Genomic DNA, 16,316 nt, shown 5'->3' with positions numbered 1-16,316 from the left:
CGATGCGGATGGAGGAACCATCAGTTTCTATTCTAGCCAGGCAAATGCCGATGCAGGCACTCCTGCCTTGACCGGAACAGATATGTATAGTTCCACCGGCGGCGAGACCATTTATGTACGCAGTGATAATAACAACGATGGCACAGAAGGTTGCTACGGAACCACATCGTTTACCTTAACGGTATATGATAATCCAACAGCTACAGCCACAGGAGGAAATCTTCCTTGTACCGATTCCGGATTCCAGTTAATGGGATCAGCCAGTGGAGGAACTGCTCCTTATGATTACAGCTGGACCGGACCTGGAGGATTTACTTCAGATGAACAAAATCCAATAGTTCTTGTAACAGGTACTTATACGCTTACGGTTGAAGATGCCAATGGATGTACAGATACCGATACAGCTACTGTTGATCCACCGGAGAACTGTGCTCATATCTTCCCAACACAGACAGATTGTGAAGATTACAGATGTATCACTCAAAGTACCGATCCGGATCCTATAGATTATACTTTAAGTAATGTTTGTATAACACTTAATGGTGATATTATTGACAATGCCGTACCGGGAGTATTCTTCTACTATGCAGATGTTACCGGTAAAGCCGGGTCAACAACAGTTTATATAGACCAGGATTCCGATCTTACTAAATACTTCATAGCTCAAAATGAGCAGAACGTTAGGGTATACAGCAGTGAGTGCGGAACTATTGAACCAACTTCGGTGACCATATATGATCATAGTGATGGAACTGACCAGGGAGATGTAGAAATAACCTTCTCATCTACAGCAGGAACATCTTACATAATTTCGGTTAAGTATGATGTAAAAACCATCTTAGGTGGTATGCTGGTAGGTTCTGATCCTTATGCTTCATTCGAAATGCAGTATGGAAACGGAGATCCCGTAGGTGGAAGCCAGGGACAGATCAGTCTTAATACCGGTGAATTTTGTGATCCCGATCCTATCGAAGATCCGGATGACTGTGAATTTGATAATAATTTAGTTGAATCTAATGATGTATTAACCACTCAAAGCCTGGTGGCAGAAAGTGGATTTAGTGTAGCTCCGGTTCCGTTTAAAGAAACACTAACCGTTTATTACGAATTCGATTATGTTTCTAATGTGCAGATCCAGTTCTTTGACCTAAGTGGTCACTTATTAAGGACTTACGCTGATAAAAATGTAACCAGTGGGGATGCAACTCAGATAGATATTGATTTTGCCCTTAAGGCTAATCAGGTATATGTGATGAGAGTTGTTACAGACAGAGAATCATTCTCTAAGAGCGTGATGTCAGGTAACTAAAGTTAGTTTAATCATAAAACTAAAGCAGCCGAAAGGCTGCTTTTTTTATTCAATTACAAAACCTTGCTACCGGAGATCTTTAAAAACTGTCATAACAGCATAGTATTATTTACAGGAAAACACCCAGTGCTAAAATCGCCCTTTCGATATACAAAGCAAGAGGATTTGGCGTATTTTTATATAAAGAATTACAGCTGGATAATCAGGAATTAACCAACTGAACTATTGAATGTAGGAATCATTTATTTTCCTGATCAATTTTGGACTTCCCCCCGTGTTTTTTGACGGTTATACCTCAGGTATATTTTGCATTTTTTCTCCCCCGTAAATGATGATTATCCCCCCTTCGGCGCTATTTATATTAAATAACAATTTAGCTATTGTCCAAATTTACCTGCTTCCATTATGTGCGGTTAAACAATCTAGTTACTAACCTTTAATTAATTATCTTATGGAACTTATTACAAGTAGGATGAAGGCCTTCAAGGCTTCCGTCCAAAATGATGCTTGCCAAAAGGCTTTCCAAAAAAGCCTGATGAAGTTGAGACTGTTTTCCAACGGTTCTCTTTTAACGATGCTCCTGGTTCTTTTAGCTTTTCTATTTCAAACCGACGTCTTCTCTCAAAATATTAAAGGCCTGGCGCCATTATTACAGCCCCTAGGAGGGTTGAATATTGACGGAAATGCTTATGTGAACGTAGATGGCGAACCCGGTGGAGACTGGCTTTTTGAATTTGGAACAGATCCGGAAAATAAAAACCCGGGTGGGGTATTCCCCCCATCTGCTTCCGATGGAATTGCAGAGGGAATTCCGGATATGCCTTATCCCGATGATTTTTATTTGTATCCTGGGCAAACTACTTTCTTCAGGGATAATATTACCAATAATGATCCAACTATTTTTACCAGTTCGAACAAGATCAATGACGATCCCAACACCTATACCTGGGGTACCGGGTCTTCACCTAACAAAAATGAGATCCAGAATGCCATTGCGCATTTTTCTTATGCAGATGGCAGTCTGACTTACGGAAATGACGGAGATCTTTGGCTTGCTTTTGCAGCTGACAGGCAGGTGACCAATGGTAGTAGTTATATAGACTTTGAGGTGCTGCAAAAACCCTTGACTGCAGAACCGGATGGAACCTTTAGCTCATTAGGGGAACAGGGGGGGAGGACCCTCGGAGATCTTTTGATCACCATTGAATTCACCAACGGAGGAGGAGCAGCCAAAGTAGTGGTGAGGCAATGGGACGAAAATGATGGAGGTGGATATATATACAGAATTGTTGAGAACCCTGAAGCAGGAACCGTATTCGGAACCGAGAATGATGTAGAGTCCATAGTGCCTTTTTCCATCTATTTCCAGGATCCCGTGGAAGGTAATTTTTACCAGTATTCCATCAATCAATGGGCCGAGGGAGCAGTGAATATATCTGCATTCTTTCCGGAGGATGAATGTCTTACCTTAAGTACGCTTTTTGTAAGAACCCGTACTTCAGGTTCTTCAAGCCAATCTGAATTGAAGGATTTCCCAGGAAAACCAATCCAAATTACAATTGATACCACACCGGAAGCACCTGAACTTACAGACGATGCTGCCTGTGACACCTGGGATGGTACCTTAACAGCTGAAGGCTGTGAGGGAACAGTTAAATGGTATGATGCCGCTGAAGAAGGCAACTTACTTCATACAGGAGCCGATTTTTCTCCGGGACCACTTACCGAGACAACTTCCTACTGGGCAAGCTGTACTGTAGACCTTTGTGAAGGTCCAAGAGCGATGGTGACCGTAACCATTTATGAATCACCAGACTTTGATGTTACAGACCTTTATGACTGTGAAGATGGTACTACCGGAGCACAAGATTTCGATCTTAATGATGCCATTAGCAATGAAGAAGAAGGGACATTGAGCTTCTATACTTCTTTAGCTGATGCTCAGGGAGCTTCAGGAGCTATCTCAGCATCCGCAAGTGTAACAGTAGCTGAAAGTCCGAAAGAGTTCTGGGCGAGGCTGGATAATGATAATGATGGGGAGGAAAACTGCCATACCATAAAATCATTTATGGTTACGGTATACGATAACCCCGACCTAATGGTTCAGGATCTGGAGGCCTGTGAGGATGGAACAACTGAAGCACAGAGCTTCGATCTTAATGATGCAGTAACAGATGCCGACAGCGGTTCCACAAGTTTTTATGCATCTGAAGCTAATGCTTTGGCCGGAACCCCGGCAATAAGCTCACCGGAATCGTATAGTGCCGATCTCGGAACCACAACACTTTGGGCACGTAGCGACAATGATAATGACGGAGAGGAAGGTTGTTTCAGTATCGCATCTTTCGATGTTACTGTTTATGACAACCCTGATCTTATGGTTCAGGACCTTGCCGATTGCGAAGATGGAACTACAGAAGCCCAAACTTTCGATCTTAATGATGCAGTAACAGATGCCGACAGTGGAACTACAAGCTTCTATGCATCTGAAGGTGATGCCAATGCAGGAACTCCTGCAATAAGCTCACCAGAATCGTATAGTGCCGATCTTGGAACCACAACACTATGGGCACGCAGTGACAATGATAGTGATGGTGAAGAAGGTTGTTATTCAATTGCATCTTTTGATGTTACCGTATACGATAATCCTGATTTTGACGTGGAAGATCTTGCTTCCTGCCAGGCTGATGATGCTGAAACAGCCGAATTTGATCTTAATGATGCAGTAAGCAATGAAGATGCCGGAAGCTTAAGTTTTTACAATTCTGAAGCAGATGCTCTGGTACCTCAAAATGCGATCTCTGATCCGACAATGGTTAGTGTAGGACAGGCAGGTGACACCTTCTGGGTGAGACTTGATAATGATGATGACGGAGAAGAAGGCTGTTATACCATCAAATCTTTTGATGTGACAGTTTATGACAACCCCGATCTTCAGGTTCAGGATCTTTCAGATTGTGAAGATGGAGAGACCGGCGCTCAAAGTTTCGATCTTTATGACGGAGTAACCGATGCCGATGGAGGAACACTTAGTTTCTATGAATCTGAATCTGATGCAATGAATGAAACCGGAGCCATAGGAACTCCAATGTCCTTCAGCGTGAATATAGGTTCCGATGTTATCTGGGTTAGAAGCGATAATGACAGTGATGATGAAGAAGGATGTTATAGCATTGCCTCTTTCACCATCTATGTTTATGACAATCCTGATCTTATGGTCCAGGATCTAGAGGACTGTGAAGATGGAATGACCGGTTCACAAAGCTTTAATCTGAATGCAGCTGTAACTGATGATGACGGAGGTTCCGTAAGTTTCTATGAAACTGAACAAAACGCTTTGGACAAATCTGGAGCTATAGGTACTCCCGGAGCGTATAGTGCAGATCTTGGAACAATAACACTTTGGGCCCGCAGCGACAACGATAATGACGGTGAAGAAGGATGTTTCAGTATTGCTTCATTTGATGTTACAGTTTATGATAATCCAGATTTAATGGTTCAGGATCTTTCAGATTGTGAAGACTTAGATACAGGAGCACAGACTTTCGATCTTTACAATGGAGTTACCGATGCGGATGGTGGAACTCTTAGTTTCTATAATTCCGAAAATGATGCGATGAATGAAACCGGAGCCATAGGAACTCCAATGTCCTTTAGTGTTAATATAGGTTCAGATGTTATTTGGGTAAGAAGTGATAATGACAGTGACGATGATGAAGGCTGTTATAGTATCGCATCTTTCACCATCTATGTGTATGACAATCCTGACGTTACCACCACGAATCCAGATACTATTTGTTATGGAGAGTCTGTAGACCTTTCTTTATATGTGTCTGCAGATGGAGGTACAGTGACTTATCATTCAACTCAGGAAGATGCTGATAATGATATGAATGCACTTGGAAGCAGTGTGGTTAGTCCGGAAGTTGGAACAACTACTTATTATGTAAGGAGTGAAACCACCAATGGAGATGACATTTGCTATGGTACAGCCACCATTATGGTCACCGTAGAGGAATGTGCCCAGGAGGGATGTACTCTTGGTTACTGGAAAAATCATACCGACAGATGGTGTGAAGAATATGAGACTTGTACATTATATGAAAATGTATTTGCTAATGCACCACAGGAGTTTAAAGATGCAGATCTAACCTTGCTTGAAGCACTTAATTTAGGTGGTGGCGGTATTTACAACCTTGCCCGACAGTCTGTGGCAGCATTGTTAAACACTTGTAGTAGTGGAGAAGATGATATTGAATTTGCATATTCAGACATAGAAACACTAATAGAAGACGTGAATTATGCGTTTGCGAATGGAGAAGCAGGATCTTTTGGAAGTTATCTGGATGGACTAAACCAGGCAGGTTGTCCGCTTGGAGGATCAGCTGCTACTACCGCACCTAATGGCACTTGTGGCAGTGAAGAATCATCTTCTTTACAGGCCGATGCAGGCAGCTTCAGTGTATCACCAGTACCATTTAAAGATCATTTAACAGTGAAGTATAACTTTAATTATACCTCTAATGTGAATATTCAGATCTTTAATTTAAGTGGTCAGATGATCCAGAACTTTAAGTTCAAAGAAGTTTCCGGAGGTGATATTAGTCAATTAAGTCTTGGATTCACAGTTAGACCAAGTCAGGCTTATATCATTAAAGTGAATACAGACAGAGAAAGTTTCTCTAAAACTATCCTGTCTTCTGAGTAAAAATCAAGTTTAATTCTTAAAATTTAAAGCAGCCTTTCGGCTGCTTTTTTTATTTAAATCCTTCTTTTATTGCAGTTTATCGGTAAAATTTACGGATTCATCGGACTTTTTAAGGAGTTAAGGAAACATTAAACATTTCTTAAAATGGTAATACAGTTTGTTCAACTTCGTTTGTTTTGTGAGTGGAAAACATAATTAAGTATGTAAAATTATTACTTGGCGCCCAGGCGTCTTATTTGAAAACAATTAAATAGTAATAACCAAACGCCTTAAACTAAAAGAGGTGTAAAAAAGACGATTATGAATAAAAAAGATGTATTCAAAACAGGATTAATGTTATTGTTTATGAGCTTTATGGTCTCTTGTTCTGAAGACAACGATGATATGGGATCTGAAAATCCTGAGGCTTATAATACAGAAGTGTATTTAACCGATGCTCCAATAGATGATGCTAATGTACAGGCTGCCTTTGTTACGGTTACCAATGTGATGGTAAACGGGAAAGCCATTGAAGGTTTTGAGAAAACCACAGTAGAAATTAGTAGCCTTACCAATGGAGAAACACTTCATTTAGGAGATCTTCAGCTTAAAAATGGTGCAACCTCAAGCATTACATTAATGCTGGATTCAGAAACCGATGCAGCCGGAGAAGCTCCGGGGAATTATATTCTAACCGCTGATGGGGAGAAGAAAGCCCTTGCTACTTCTGCTAATGAAATTGTGATTAGCGATGATGCCGAAATTAAAGCTAGCGATGAAAATCAACTTATCCTGGACTTCGACCTTAGAAAATCTATTGTCAGCAATGCTGAAGGAGAATATAGTTTTGTAAGTAATTCAGAACTGGCAGGCAATGTTAGAGCTGTAAATACACTTAATGCCGGAAGAATTAACGGTACCGTAGATAATATGGAGAACAGTGACGCCGAAACTATGCTTGTATTTGCCTATAAAAAAGGAGAATACAGCGAGTCTGAAAAAGAGGCTGATGCCAGTGGAGCAAGATTCTCTAATGCTGTTAACAGTAGTGTAGTGAGTGAATCAAATGGTAATTTCTCATTACACTTTCTGGAAGAAGGAGAGTATGAGCTGCATTTTGCATCTTATTCTGATAACGACAGCGATGCCGCACTTGAATTTGAAGGTATGGCAGAAGCTTCTTCAAAATCGGAACTGGACCTGTTAGGACTTAATGTAACAGCACAATCGCAAACTACCGTAGAGGTAAGCCTTAGCGGTTTATTAGGACTGTAAATAAAAGAAAGTCATTATAATTAAAGGGCTGCCCGATTTCGGGCAGCCTTTTTTATTTTAAATAATCCTTTCCATTTCAAATTGGTCTATATGGTTGATTAACCCAGCTCTTTTTAATTGGCGAATTTTACCTTCTTCCTGAATGTCTACATTGTTGATCTTGATTTCGCTGGAGACTGAAGCAATGGCTTCGAATAAGTCTTCCCAGGTTTTCTCATCGTTTTTCAGGCAATGTACTTGTGGAATATATCCGGTTTCAGGATTAATAATAAAGGCTGCGAGAGGAATCTGGCGGCCAAGGATAAAGAATTTGTAATTACCATTTTGTATGGATTTCCTATGATTGTCCCAGGAATACCGGCTTTGATCTGCTAATAAAGACCAATCGAAAAGACCTGGTAAAACCTCTGTAAGACCCTCAGGTCTTTGAGGCTTATGGAAAAATGACCCTTTAAAGCATTTATAGGTTTTGCTTATGCTGAACCCTGTTCGTTTGTACACTTTTATGGCAGATGTGTTTTTTGTAACTACCTCCAATGTGGTTTTTTTAATGCCATTTCTCCTTAGGTCAGGAATAGCAAATTCATAGATTTTGTCTACAAATTTACGGCCTCTGTATTCAGGTAAAACCCCTGTACCTGTGTTATGTGCAGTCAATTTACCAACACGGTGATCGACTGCGTGAATTATAAAGCCAACCAGTTTATCCCCATCAAACATGCCATAGGAAAGATCGTATCTCACCCCGGCATCTCTCCATCTTTTTCTGAAGTAGTCTGGATCAGTAGGAAACTGAATATAATAATTCTCAAAAGCTTTCAGAAAACAGGTTATGATTTCTGAGGAATCAGTTTTCTCAAGAGACTTTACTTTCACTTGCTCTTAGCTTTTTCAATTCTAAAAAAATCCTGAGAATTATTCCATTTAAAGGAGATCGTAGCTTTTTCGGGATTAGAAAAAACTATTTCATCTCCCTTTAGAACGTCTACGTAATTGTTGGTGTTCAACGGAGTTAAAACTAGACTATCATTATCCTGAAGATCATAAACATTCAGTTTTCCGTCTGTATATACTACTTTCACAAGATATTCATCTGGTGTCTGTCCTGAATACTTATAGGTGCCTTCGAGTTTGCTAAGAAATTCCGGTTTAAGTTCGGTGGCCCTAACAATCCTGGGTTTATCTAAATTCCAGTTGTAGACTTCAGAAACAGACCGCTGTATCTCCTGAAAAAGCCGGATACCATTATCACCATTGGTCATAATAATCAGTGCTTCCCCTTTATTTGCAAAGGCCAGCAGATTATTGGTGAAACCGGCATTTTTTCCACCGTGCGCAAAAATCAGGGAATCTTTTTCTCCCTGTAACCTTGGACCAAGCCCCCAGGAAAATTGATGCTTTGTAAGCATTTGACCTGCCATAGATTTGGAGATCACCCCATATTTTTTACCACTTAAGATCTTCTGAATTTCCATACAGTATTTGGCAAGATCTGTAGGCGTGGTCCAAAGACCTGCAGCGGCTTTTTCGGGATAGTTGTGATACAGGCTGTCAATAATTTTCCCTTGCAGATCATAAGCGGCACTGAAATTTTCAGTCTTTTCGGGAAGTGGTTGTTCAAAACTACTGTTTTCCATACCTAAGGGGGCAAGAATCTCTTTTTGCATATACTCCTCGAAGGGAAGTCCGCTGACATCTTCAATAAGTTGCTGGATCACCGTATACCCACCCCCCGAATAACTCCAGTTGCTTCCTGGCAGGGTATCTACAATCAGTTTTGGCGTATCTCCTTTGCCATTAAGTATCATAGCAGTTGTAGGTAAACTATCTCTGCGTTTATAGCCGGGAAAACCACTTACATTGGTACCTGCCGTATGTGTTAACAGCATTCTGAGGCTTACCTTTTCTTTAGAGGTGTATTTATTCTCCGGAATTTTCCAGGATTTCAAATACTTGTTTACGTCTTCATCCAGATCCAGTTTATTATTTTCAACCAGTTTTAAAGCCCCTAAAGCAGTGACAGGTTTGCTAATTGAGCCGGCCTGAAACAGTGTAGAGGTATCAACTTTTTTACCTGTTCTGGTATTCGCTGTCCCGTAAGCTTTACTCCATTCCAGCTTGTTCTTGCTTACTTTGGCAATGCTTATTCCCGGAACATTATAAAACTCCATTCTGTCCCTTATTTGAAACCTTTTAAGGCTGTCTTTTTCCAAAAGGATTTGGGGACTAAGACTATTTTCAACTTCGGAAATCAAGGGGTTTTCGCTATTTTCTTTTGTTTCAGAATAATTATTCTGGCAGGCTACCAGAAAAAATAACACAATGAGGTAACTAAAGTTGATTTTCTTCATTTTAATAAATAGCGTCTAAAGGAGGGATTATTTTATGAGTTTAAGCTCATCTTTTAATTTGTGCTTATAATAGAAGTACATAAATATATAGAAAGGCATACCTATGAGCAGGAATGCCAGAACTTCATAAGAGTCCATCTTTTTTCCTATTAACCGGTAAAAATCAGACTGATGCTGGAAAGCTCTGAACAAACAATACAAAAAAAGGATGATGCTTATTATGCTTAGGGCCAGGGCTATACTGCTGTAAAAGCTTGATATCCTTTCAAAAACAGGAATCAGGACATTAAGAATAAGTGTGGTTATATAAAATATAAGGGCGTGCTTTGAATTTTTTCGATAGGCGCGAATATATTCCTGTGCCGACTCAAAATTTTCATTTCTAAGGTTACCCGTAAGCTTCAGGTCATTAATGCTTATTCCTCTTTCTTTAAGAATTCTGCAGGCTGTTTTTCGTAAACTATTATCATAGCCATATTGCCGGTAATTCTTAATAATATCGATCAGCTTATTATTGCTGAATGATTCAAGTAGTTCAGTTTTATCTTCCATAGATAAGATATTACCGGGACTTAAGTCTCGCTGAACTAAAATTAAGAAAAAATGACTTATAAATCTATTCTTAGCTTAGTTTTGATATTTCAGTTTTTGCTTTCTTATTTTATGAATTACAGGTTTATATACTTCTTCATAATAGGCCAGGTGTATATGCTGTTGCATCCTTGTGTTAAGGATCTGAAAGACATGTGTCTCCGGAGTTTGATGTAATTCTATTTCTTCGTTCACTTCAGTTCCTAATTTGGTATCTACCTTTTTCAAATTTCCGGGAGGAATAAAAGTTGCGGTATACGAGGATTCCAATTCATTTTCTATTGTTTCAAGAGAGGTGCTAATAAGGTTTTCACAGAGGTTATTCTCCAGTTCTTTTTTAAACCTGTCATTCTTGCTGGAACCTAACTCCATCATCGTTTCCAGATATGCTTTTTCTATTTCAGGTTTGATAGAAAGAGAAGCCTTCGCATTTTCAAGTGCCTGCTTTTTCTCAAGATACTTTAAAGCCGAAAAATAATCTCCTTTGGAGAAAGCGATAAGCTTAGCTTTGGAATAAAGCTCTTTTAGGTCCTTGTTTTTGGAGTTGTCTTCTGCGAACTTAAGTTTTAATGTACTTTCCAATTGAGAGGCGAGCTCTTTGCACAGGGATTCATTTTCTAAATAATCGACCACACAGTTCCCTTGAAGGTCATATTGCTTGACTATTTTTTTATTTGATGGAAGCTCTGATTTGGCGCTTCCTTGTGCGAAACAAACACTTCCACCTAAAATTAATAAAGCCAGTAAAAAATTTTTCATAACGAGAATTTTGGATGCGGGCCAATGGCTCGCACGGTAAAATGAAATAATTTGAGATTACAGAGGGGACACTTCAGGTGGTAGGGAAATAATCCTGAATACAATTTATCTGCTAAAGTGTTTGGAGATCAGTAATTTACAAAAAAATACTGATATGATATCAATTAGGAGACAGGAACTTAAAACCAAGTTTAATTTTTAAGGAAATCTGAGAATTCATTAAAAAGCTCCTCGAGCCGGGTCATATTTCTCGAAAGAAACTCCATTACTATTGGCCAGTCCTTTTTATTATGAATGCTTACCCCGTCAAGCTGGACGTATACCCGGGAGATGCTTTTACCTTCAGGTAATTCATAATGTTCGTCAAAAACAGCTTCAGGTAAATAATCATTTAATAAAAGATTTTTTAAGGAAAGCAACTTGTCATAATAATAGGCCTGTATAAGATCATCGGGAGCACTGATATCAATGGAAACCTGTGCTATTTTCCTGGTAAAGGTGAATTTAAGCTGAAGTTCTTTGATCTTGGTGTTGTAGAGTATCCACTTACGCGGATACTCTTTTCCAAAACTTGTCCAGAACTCCTGTCTTATTTTTTTTGACTCTTCCCTGCTGAACATATTTAAAGAAAATAAGCGAGTAGGATCCCAAAAACGATCACTCCAAGTTTGGAAGCATTGAACTTATGATTTTTAGAAGCCTCAAAGAGAATGGTAGTTGAAACGTGCAGAAATATGCCGATTACCGCGGCATTGATAAAAACCGAATATTCCTGTAAAATTTCAAAATTTGCCTTCAACCAGCTTCCCAATGGCGTCATTAGCGCAAAAATACCCAGAAACAAGAAGGACTTTACTTTTCCGATCCCTGAATGCAAGAGGAAAACCGACAATATTGCGGCTACCGGTATTTTGTGAATTACCACCCCGTGAATAAGGTGCTCACTGCTGTTTAACGGGAAGCCTTCAAGAAGTGAATGTATCCCCAGGCTTATTAAAAGCAAGAAAGGAAAGCGTTTTATATTTTCCTCGTGGTGAAGGTGCCCGTGTTCCACACCTTTGGATAAGAACTCCAGGATGATCTGCAGTAAAAGCCCTAGCATGATAAAAATACCCACGCCATTGGTTTTGTGGGAGTAGACCTCAGGGAGCAGTTCGAATACCGTGACTGACAGGAGGTAAGCTCCGCTAAAAGAAAGCAGTAATTTAAAAGCGATGGAAGAGGAGGGCTTAAATAGCAGACTTATCAGGTATCCTGCAATAACCGCAAGTAGTGGTAGAATATAGATCATCAAATAGAACAAAATTTGCTTATGGCGGCGGCGCCGAAATCTTCGTGTAATTTCAAACCAACCAGCTTACTGTCTTTTCTGCTTTCTGCCAATTATTATATCGTGCAAAATTAACGTATTTTTGCGGTTCTCTAAAAAAGCGATATGGGAAATAATTTTAAGATGATTGCCAAGACCATGTATGGTTTTGAACCTATCCTTGCCAAGGAGCTGCTGGCCCTTGGTGCAATGGATATAAAGGAAGGAACCAGGAATGTGAGTTTTTATGGTGATAACGGATTTATGTATAAAGCGAATTTATGCCTTAGAACCGCGATAAAAATTTTAAAACCCTATACCAGCTTTAAGATCTACTCAGAAGATGATTTGTATAAACAGGTTTATGACCTGTCCTGGGAGGAGTTTATGGATGTGGATGATACCCTTGCCATAGATGCGACCGTACATTCCGAAACATTTACCCATTCCAAATACATCTCCCTTAAAACCAAAGATGCTATTGTAGACAGGTTCAGGGATAAATACGGGAAACGTCCGAGTGTTGACCTTGATTTCCCAACCCTCAGGATTAATGTGCATATAGATAGGAATATGTGCAATATTTCTTTTGATAGTTCAGGGCAGTCCCTTCATAAAAGAGGTTATAAGACTGCTACCAATATTGCGCCTATAAATGAAGTGCTTGCTGCCGGGATGCTTCTGCATTCGGGGTGGGCAGGACAATCAGATTTTTTGGATCCTATGTGTGGAAGCGGAACTTTGTTGATTGAAGCAGCTATGATAGCCTGCAATATTCCGCCTAACCTTAACCGAAAAGAATTCGCTTTTGAAAAATGGAAGGACTGGGATGCCGATCTTTTTGAGAAAATTGAAGAATCTGTACTGAAGAAGATCAAAGAATTTCATTTCAGCATCAAAGGATATGATAAAGCACCATCGGCAGTGCATAAAGCCATCGATAATGTTGAGAACGCAAACCTTTCGGAATTCATCAAAATAGAGCGAAAGGATTTCTTCGAAAGTGAAAAAGAGAACGAGAGACATCTTCATATGGTATTCAATCCTCCATATGGTGAAAGACTGGATATAGATATGCCGGTTTTTTATAAGAAAATAGGGGATACCCTAAAGCAAAATTATCCCGGTACCCAGGCCTGGTTCATCACCTCTAATCTCGAGGCAATTAAGCATGTAGGCTTACGTCCTTCAAGAAAGATAAAAATGTACAATGGCGCACTGGAATCTAAGCTGCTTAGGTATGATATCTATGAGGGGAGCAAGAAAAAGGCTAATCAGGAAGATTAGTCTCTCTCCTTTTTATAAAGCGGAATAAGATAGGAAAGCGAGTAGCCGTAACCAACGCCGAACTCGCTTCCGTCATAGGTGCGGTTGAAGCCCGGAATTATAAGATTGTCGAAATTATTCGGGGTAGTCTGAAATAGTCTTCTTTTGAGCTGGACATTTGCAGAAAGGAACAGGTTGTTCAGGACTTCTACTTTTATCCCAACCATCAGTTCGACCCAGCTTGCGGTAAGACCTTTCGTTTCCGAGTTTACCTGCCTTATATCCGGCCCAAAATACTGATTGGTGTTATAGATGCTATATTCCTCTAGTTCCTGAGAGAAAGTCGAAAATCCATACCTGAGCCCTACAAAAATGCTGTTTTGCATATCCTGCCAGTTTTCATAGGCATTATAATCGGCTCCTATTTTAGCATAACTCCCTTTTGAAGTAACGGTTATCTGGTCTCCTTCAAATTGGCGGTTTTCATTACCGATCTCGGCAGCGGCGTAAAAATTATCATAGACCCTATAGTCTCCTACAATTTCAAAACCCTTATATCCATCTTCGAAAAATGTCCGAACAGGTTTACTGAGATCTACTCCAAGCCTTAACCCGTACTTTTCCTTATAGACCACGCTATCCTGTGCCTGCTGGTTTTGCGCAAAAGCAGAGAGGGAGGAAAGGCCTAAAAGAAAACTAATAATAAAGAGAGATATGGGCGCTTGCTTCATCTGTTACTTCTGTTTGTTCAATAAATATATCCTGTATCCATTCCCCGTCTTCCTCTCCATCTACCTGAAGCTTAAGATCAAGGTAGTTGATCTTAAAAGAACAGGCTCTGTTAATGTATTCCTGCTCCCGGGCATAACTAAAAGTCAGGAGGTCGGTATTGGTCTCGATGGACTGGTCCGGGATAGTGTCACTTTCCTGGTCATTCAGGATAAATTCATACTGGGTCTGGTCGGCATCTGTTCTGAGCGGAATAACAATACTGTCCCGGTTAACCCTGTATAACCAGGTGGTATCATTATTAATTTCTCTCACGCTTAAATTTATAGGAGCCTGGGCATTGTCCCTTTCCTGAGCATCATAGAACCGAAGTACCAACAGGGGGGTGGTTTGCGTGCTCTCAGGGCAAATATCATCCTTCTGGCAGCCCATTAGGCTAAGAAGGCTGAAACTGGCTGCTAAAAATTTTATACTCAGGTTTTTCATCTATCTTCTTTCTAAACAAACCACGTTCTCTACGTGATGAGTCTGCGGGAACATATCTACAGGCTGTACCCTGGTTACTTTGTAATGCTCATCGAGCATAGCAAGGTCGCGGGCCTGGGTTGCCGAATTACAACTTACATATACAATTCTCTCAGGCAATATACCAATAATTTGCGCTACCACATCCTTATGCATTCCGTCTCGGGGAGGGTCGGTTACGATCACGTCCGGATGCCCGTGTTGTTTTATGAAATTTGAAGTGAAGACCTTGCGCATATCTCCGGCGAAGAACTCGGTATTCTCAATATTGTTCCTTTTGGCATTTTCTTTTGCATCTTCAATAGCTTCCGGAACGGCTTCCACACCAATAACCTTTTTCGCCTTAGCTGCTATAAATTGGGCAATTGTTCCCGTTCCTGTATAAAGATCGTATACCAGCTCATCTCCTTTAAGATCGGCAAAATTGCGGGTAATTTTATATAGTTCGTAAGCTTGTTCAGAATTGGTCTGGTAGAAAGACTTCGCGTTGATCTTGAATTTAAGACCTTCCATTTCTTCAAAGATATGGTCACGGCCTTTATAACAGATCACCTCCTGGTCATAAATAGTGTCATTGCCCTTTCCGTTTATCACATACTGGAGTGAAGTGATTTCCGGAAATCTTTCAGCAATTTTATCAAGAAGAAGTTCCCTGTCCTCCTTGTTTTCTTCAAAGAACTGAACCAAAACCATAATTTCTCCTGTAGAAGAGGTCCTGATCATTAATGTTCTCAGGAACCCACTCTGATGACGCGGATTAAAGAACGGCATTCCATGTTCTGTAGCGAATTCTTTCACGAAATTCCTAATGGCATTGCTGGGGTCTTCCTGAAGGTGACATTTTTCAATATCCAGGATCTTGTCCCACATTCCCGGAATATGGAATCCTAAGGCATTCTTATTGTCAAACTCTTTTCCGCTTTGTATCTCTTCCTGGGTTAACCAGCGGCTGTCACTAAAAGTGAACTCCATTTTGTTGCGGTAAAAATATATCTCTTTGCTTCCCAGGATAGGAGTGATCTCGGGCAGTTCGATCTTACCAAGTCTTTGCAGGTTGTTGACTACTTCGCGCTGTTTGTATTCCAGCTGGTATTTGTAGTTCATATTCTGCCACTTGCAACCACCACAGCTGCCAAAATGTTTACAAACCGGCTCCACACGTTTTTCTGATAACTCGTGAAAATTTACGGCTGTACCCTGGTAATATGCTTTTCTCTTTTTAGTGGTCTGCACGTCGGCCACATCTCCGGGAACGGCATTATCTATAAAAATAACTTTCCCGTCCGGAGCCTTGGCGATACTCTTTCCTTTTGCACCTGCATCGGTAACTTCTACTGCTTCAAAAAGCTTGTTTCTTTTCTTTCTGCCCATAGCGCAAAAATAGGATAAATGCGAAGATTTAATAGCTTCGAGTTTGAAAATTTCGGGAAACATTTAGTAATTTGCAGGAATTGAAAAATGGATGATTTCTCTCCTAAAACTGGGATAAACAGTGCAAGAAGGAATAGTGAAAGT

At 40.2% G+C, this 16,316-nt stretch carries 13 protein-coding genes; 4 read left to right on the top strand and 9 right to left on the bottom strand.

The window, feature by feature from the left end; all coding sequences use genetic code 11:
• The 3 genes from ACFQ3Q_RS10700 to ACFQ3Q_RS10690 form a co-directional block, all read left to right on the top strand.
• Positions 1-1,309 (top strand): hypothetical protein (locus ACFQ3Q_RS10700; RefSeq protein WP_380745556.1); only part of this gene is annotated, 1,309 nt, incomplete at its 5' end.
• Positions 1,310-1,844: 535 nt separating this feature from the next.
• Positions 1,845-6,017 carry an Ig-like domain-containing protein gene (locus ACFQ3Q_RS10695; RefSeq protein WP_380745554.1) on the top strand — a complete coding sequence of 1,391 codons (4,173 nt, stop codon included), beginning with the start codon at positions 1,845-1,847 and terminating at the stop codon, positions 6,015-6,017.
• Positions 6,018-6,317: 300 nt separating this feature from the next.
• Positions 6,318-7,271, top strand: coding sequence for a DUF4382 domain-containing protein (locus tag ACFQ3Q_RS10690; protein ID WP_380745552.1), 954 nt, complete (start codon positions 6,318-6,320; stop codon positions 7,269-7,271).
• A 57-nt stretch (positions 7,272-7,328) separates the two neighbouring features.
• Here the strand turns inward: ACFQ3Q_RS10690 and ACFQ3Q_RS10685 are convergent, their stop codons facing one another.
• The 6 genes from ACFQ3Q_RS10685 to ACFQ3Q_RS10660 form a co-directional block, all read right to left on the bottom strand.
• Positions 7,329-8,147, bottom strand: a complete 819-nt coding sequence (locus ACFQ3Q_RS10685) for a GNAT family N-acetyltransferase (RefSeq protein ID WP_380745550.1) — start codon at positions 8,145-8,147, stop codon at positions 7,329-7,331.
• Positions 8,144-9,442: a serine hydrolase domain-containing protein gene (locus ACFQ3Q_RS10680; RefSeq protein ID WP_380745548.1), complete on the bottom strand. Its 1,299-nt coding sequence runs from the start codon at positions 9,440-9,442 to the stop codon at positions 8,144-8,146. The genes ACFQ3Q_RS10685 and ACFQ3Q_RS10680 overlap by 4 nt, the downstream gene beginning before the upstream one ends.
• Positions 9,443-9,649: 207 nt before the next feature.
• A complete protein-coding gene (locus ACFQ3Q_RS10675; protein WP_380745546.1) occupies positions 9,650-10,174 on the bottom strand; it encodes a hypothetical protein in 525 nt (174 codons plus the stop codon).
• 75 nt (positions 10,175-10,249) lie between these two features.
• The gene (locus ACFQ3Q_RS10670) at positions 10,250-10,972 is read right to left on the bottom strand and encodes a hypothetical protein (protein ID WP_380745544.1); all 723 of its coding nucleotides are present in this window, start codon (positions 10,970-10,972) and stop codon (positions 10,250-10,252) included.
• A 191-nt stretch (positions 10,973-11,163) separates the two neighbouring features.
• Entirely contained in the window at positions 11,164-11,592 is a 429-nt protein-coding gene (locus ACFQ3Q_RS10665; RefSeq protein ID WP_380745542.1) for a DUF4268 domain-containing protein, read from the bottom strand.
• Positions 11,593-11,594: 2 nt separating this feature from the next.
• Complete coding sequence (locus ACFQ3Q_RS10660; protein ID WP_380745540.1) at positions 11,595-12,263, bottom strand: ZIP family metal transporter; 669 nt, start codon at positions 12,261-12,263, stop codon at positions 11,595-11,597.
• Positions 12,264-12,407: 144 nt separating this feature from the next.
• Here ACFQ3Q_RS10660 and ACFQ3Q_RS10655 point away from each other — a divergent pair, with 144 nt between their 5' ends.
• A complete protein-coding gene (locus ACFQ3Q_RS10655) occupies positions 12,408-13,568 on the top strand; it encodes a THUMP domain-containing class I SAM-dependent RNA methyltransferase (protein WP_380745539.1) in 1,161 nt (386 codons plus the stop codon).
• On the opposite strand, the gene ACFQ3Q_RS10650 is transcribed toward ACFQ3Q_RS10655, so the two are convergent.
• Genes ACFQ3Q_RS10650 through rlmD form a run of 3 tightly spaced genes read right to left on the bottom strand, consistent with a single transcriptional unit; the run spans position 13,565 to position 16,172 of the window.
• Positions 13,565-14,278 (bottom strand): DUF6048 family protein, encoded by a 714-nt coding sequence (locus tag ACFQ3Q_RS10650; RefSeq protein ID WP_380745537.1) that lies wholly within the window; start codon positions 14,276-14,278, stop codon positions 13,565-13,567. The two genes, ACFQ3Q_RS10655 and ACFQ3Q_RS10650, sit on opposite strands and share 4 nt — an antisense overlap.
• On the bottom strand, positions 14,244-14,762 hold the full coding sequence (locus ACFQ3Q_RS10645) for a DUF6452 family protein (RefSeq protein WP_380745536.1): 519 nt from the start codon (positions 14,760-14,762) through the stop codon (positions 14,244-14,246). Before ACFQ3Q_RS10645 ends, ACFQ3Q_RS10650 begins: the two co-directional genes overlap by 35 nt.
• A complete protein-coding gene (gene rlmD / locus ACFQ3Q_RS10640) occupies positions 14,763-16,172 on the bottom strand; it encodes a 23S rRNA (uracil(1939)-C(5))-methyltransferase RlmD (protein ID WP_380745534.1) in 1,410 nt (469 codons plus the stop codon). It abuts the gene before it with no gap.
• Positions 16,173-16,316: the final 144 nt, after the last annotated feature.

Source organism: Salegentibacter chungangensis, from assembly GCF_042678405.1.
Classification (GTDB): domain Bacteria; phylum Bacteroidota; class Bacteroidia; order Flavobacteriales; family Flavobacteriaceae; genus Salegentibacter_A; species Salegentibacter_A chungangensis.
This window is presented reverse-complemented; position numbering and strand designations above follow the sequence as displayed.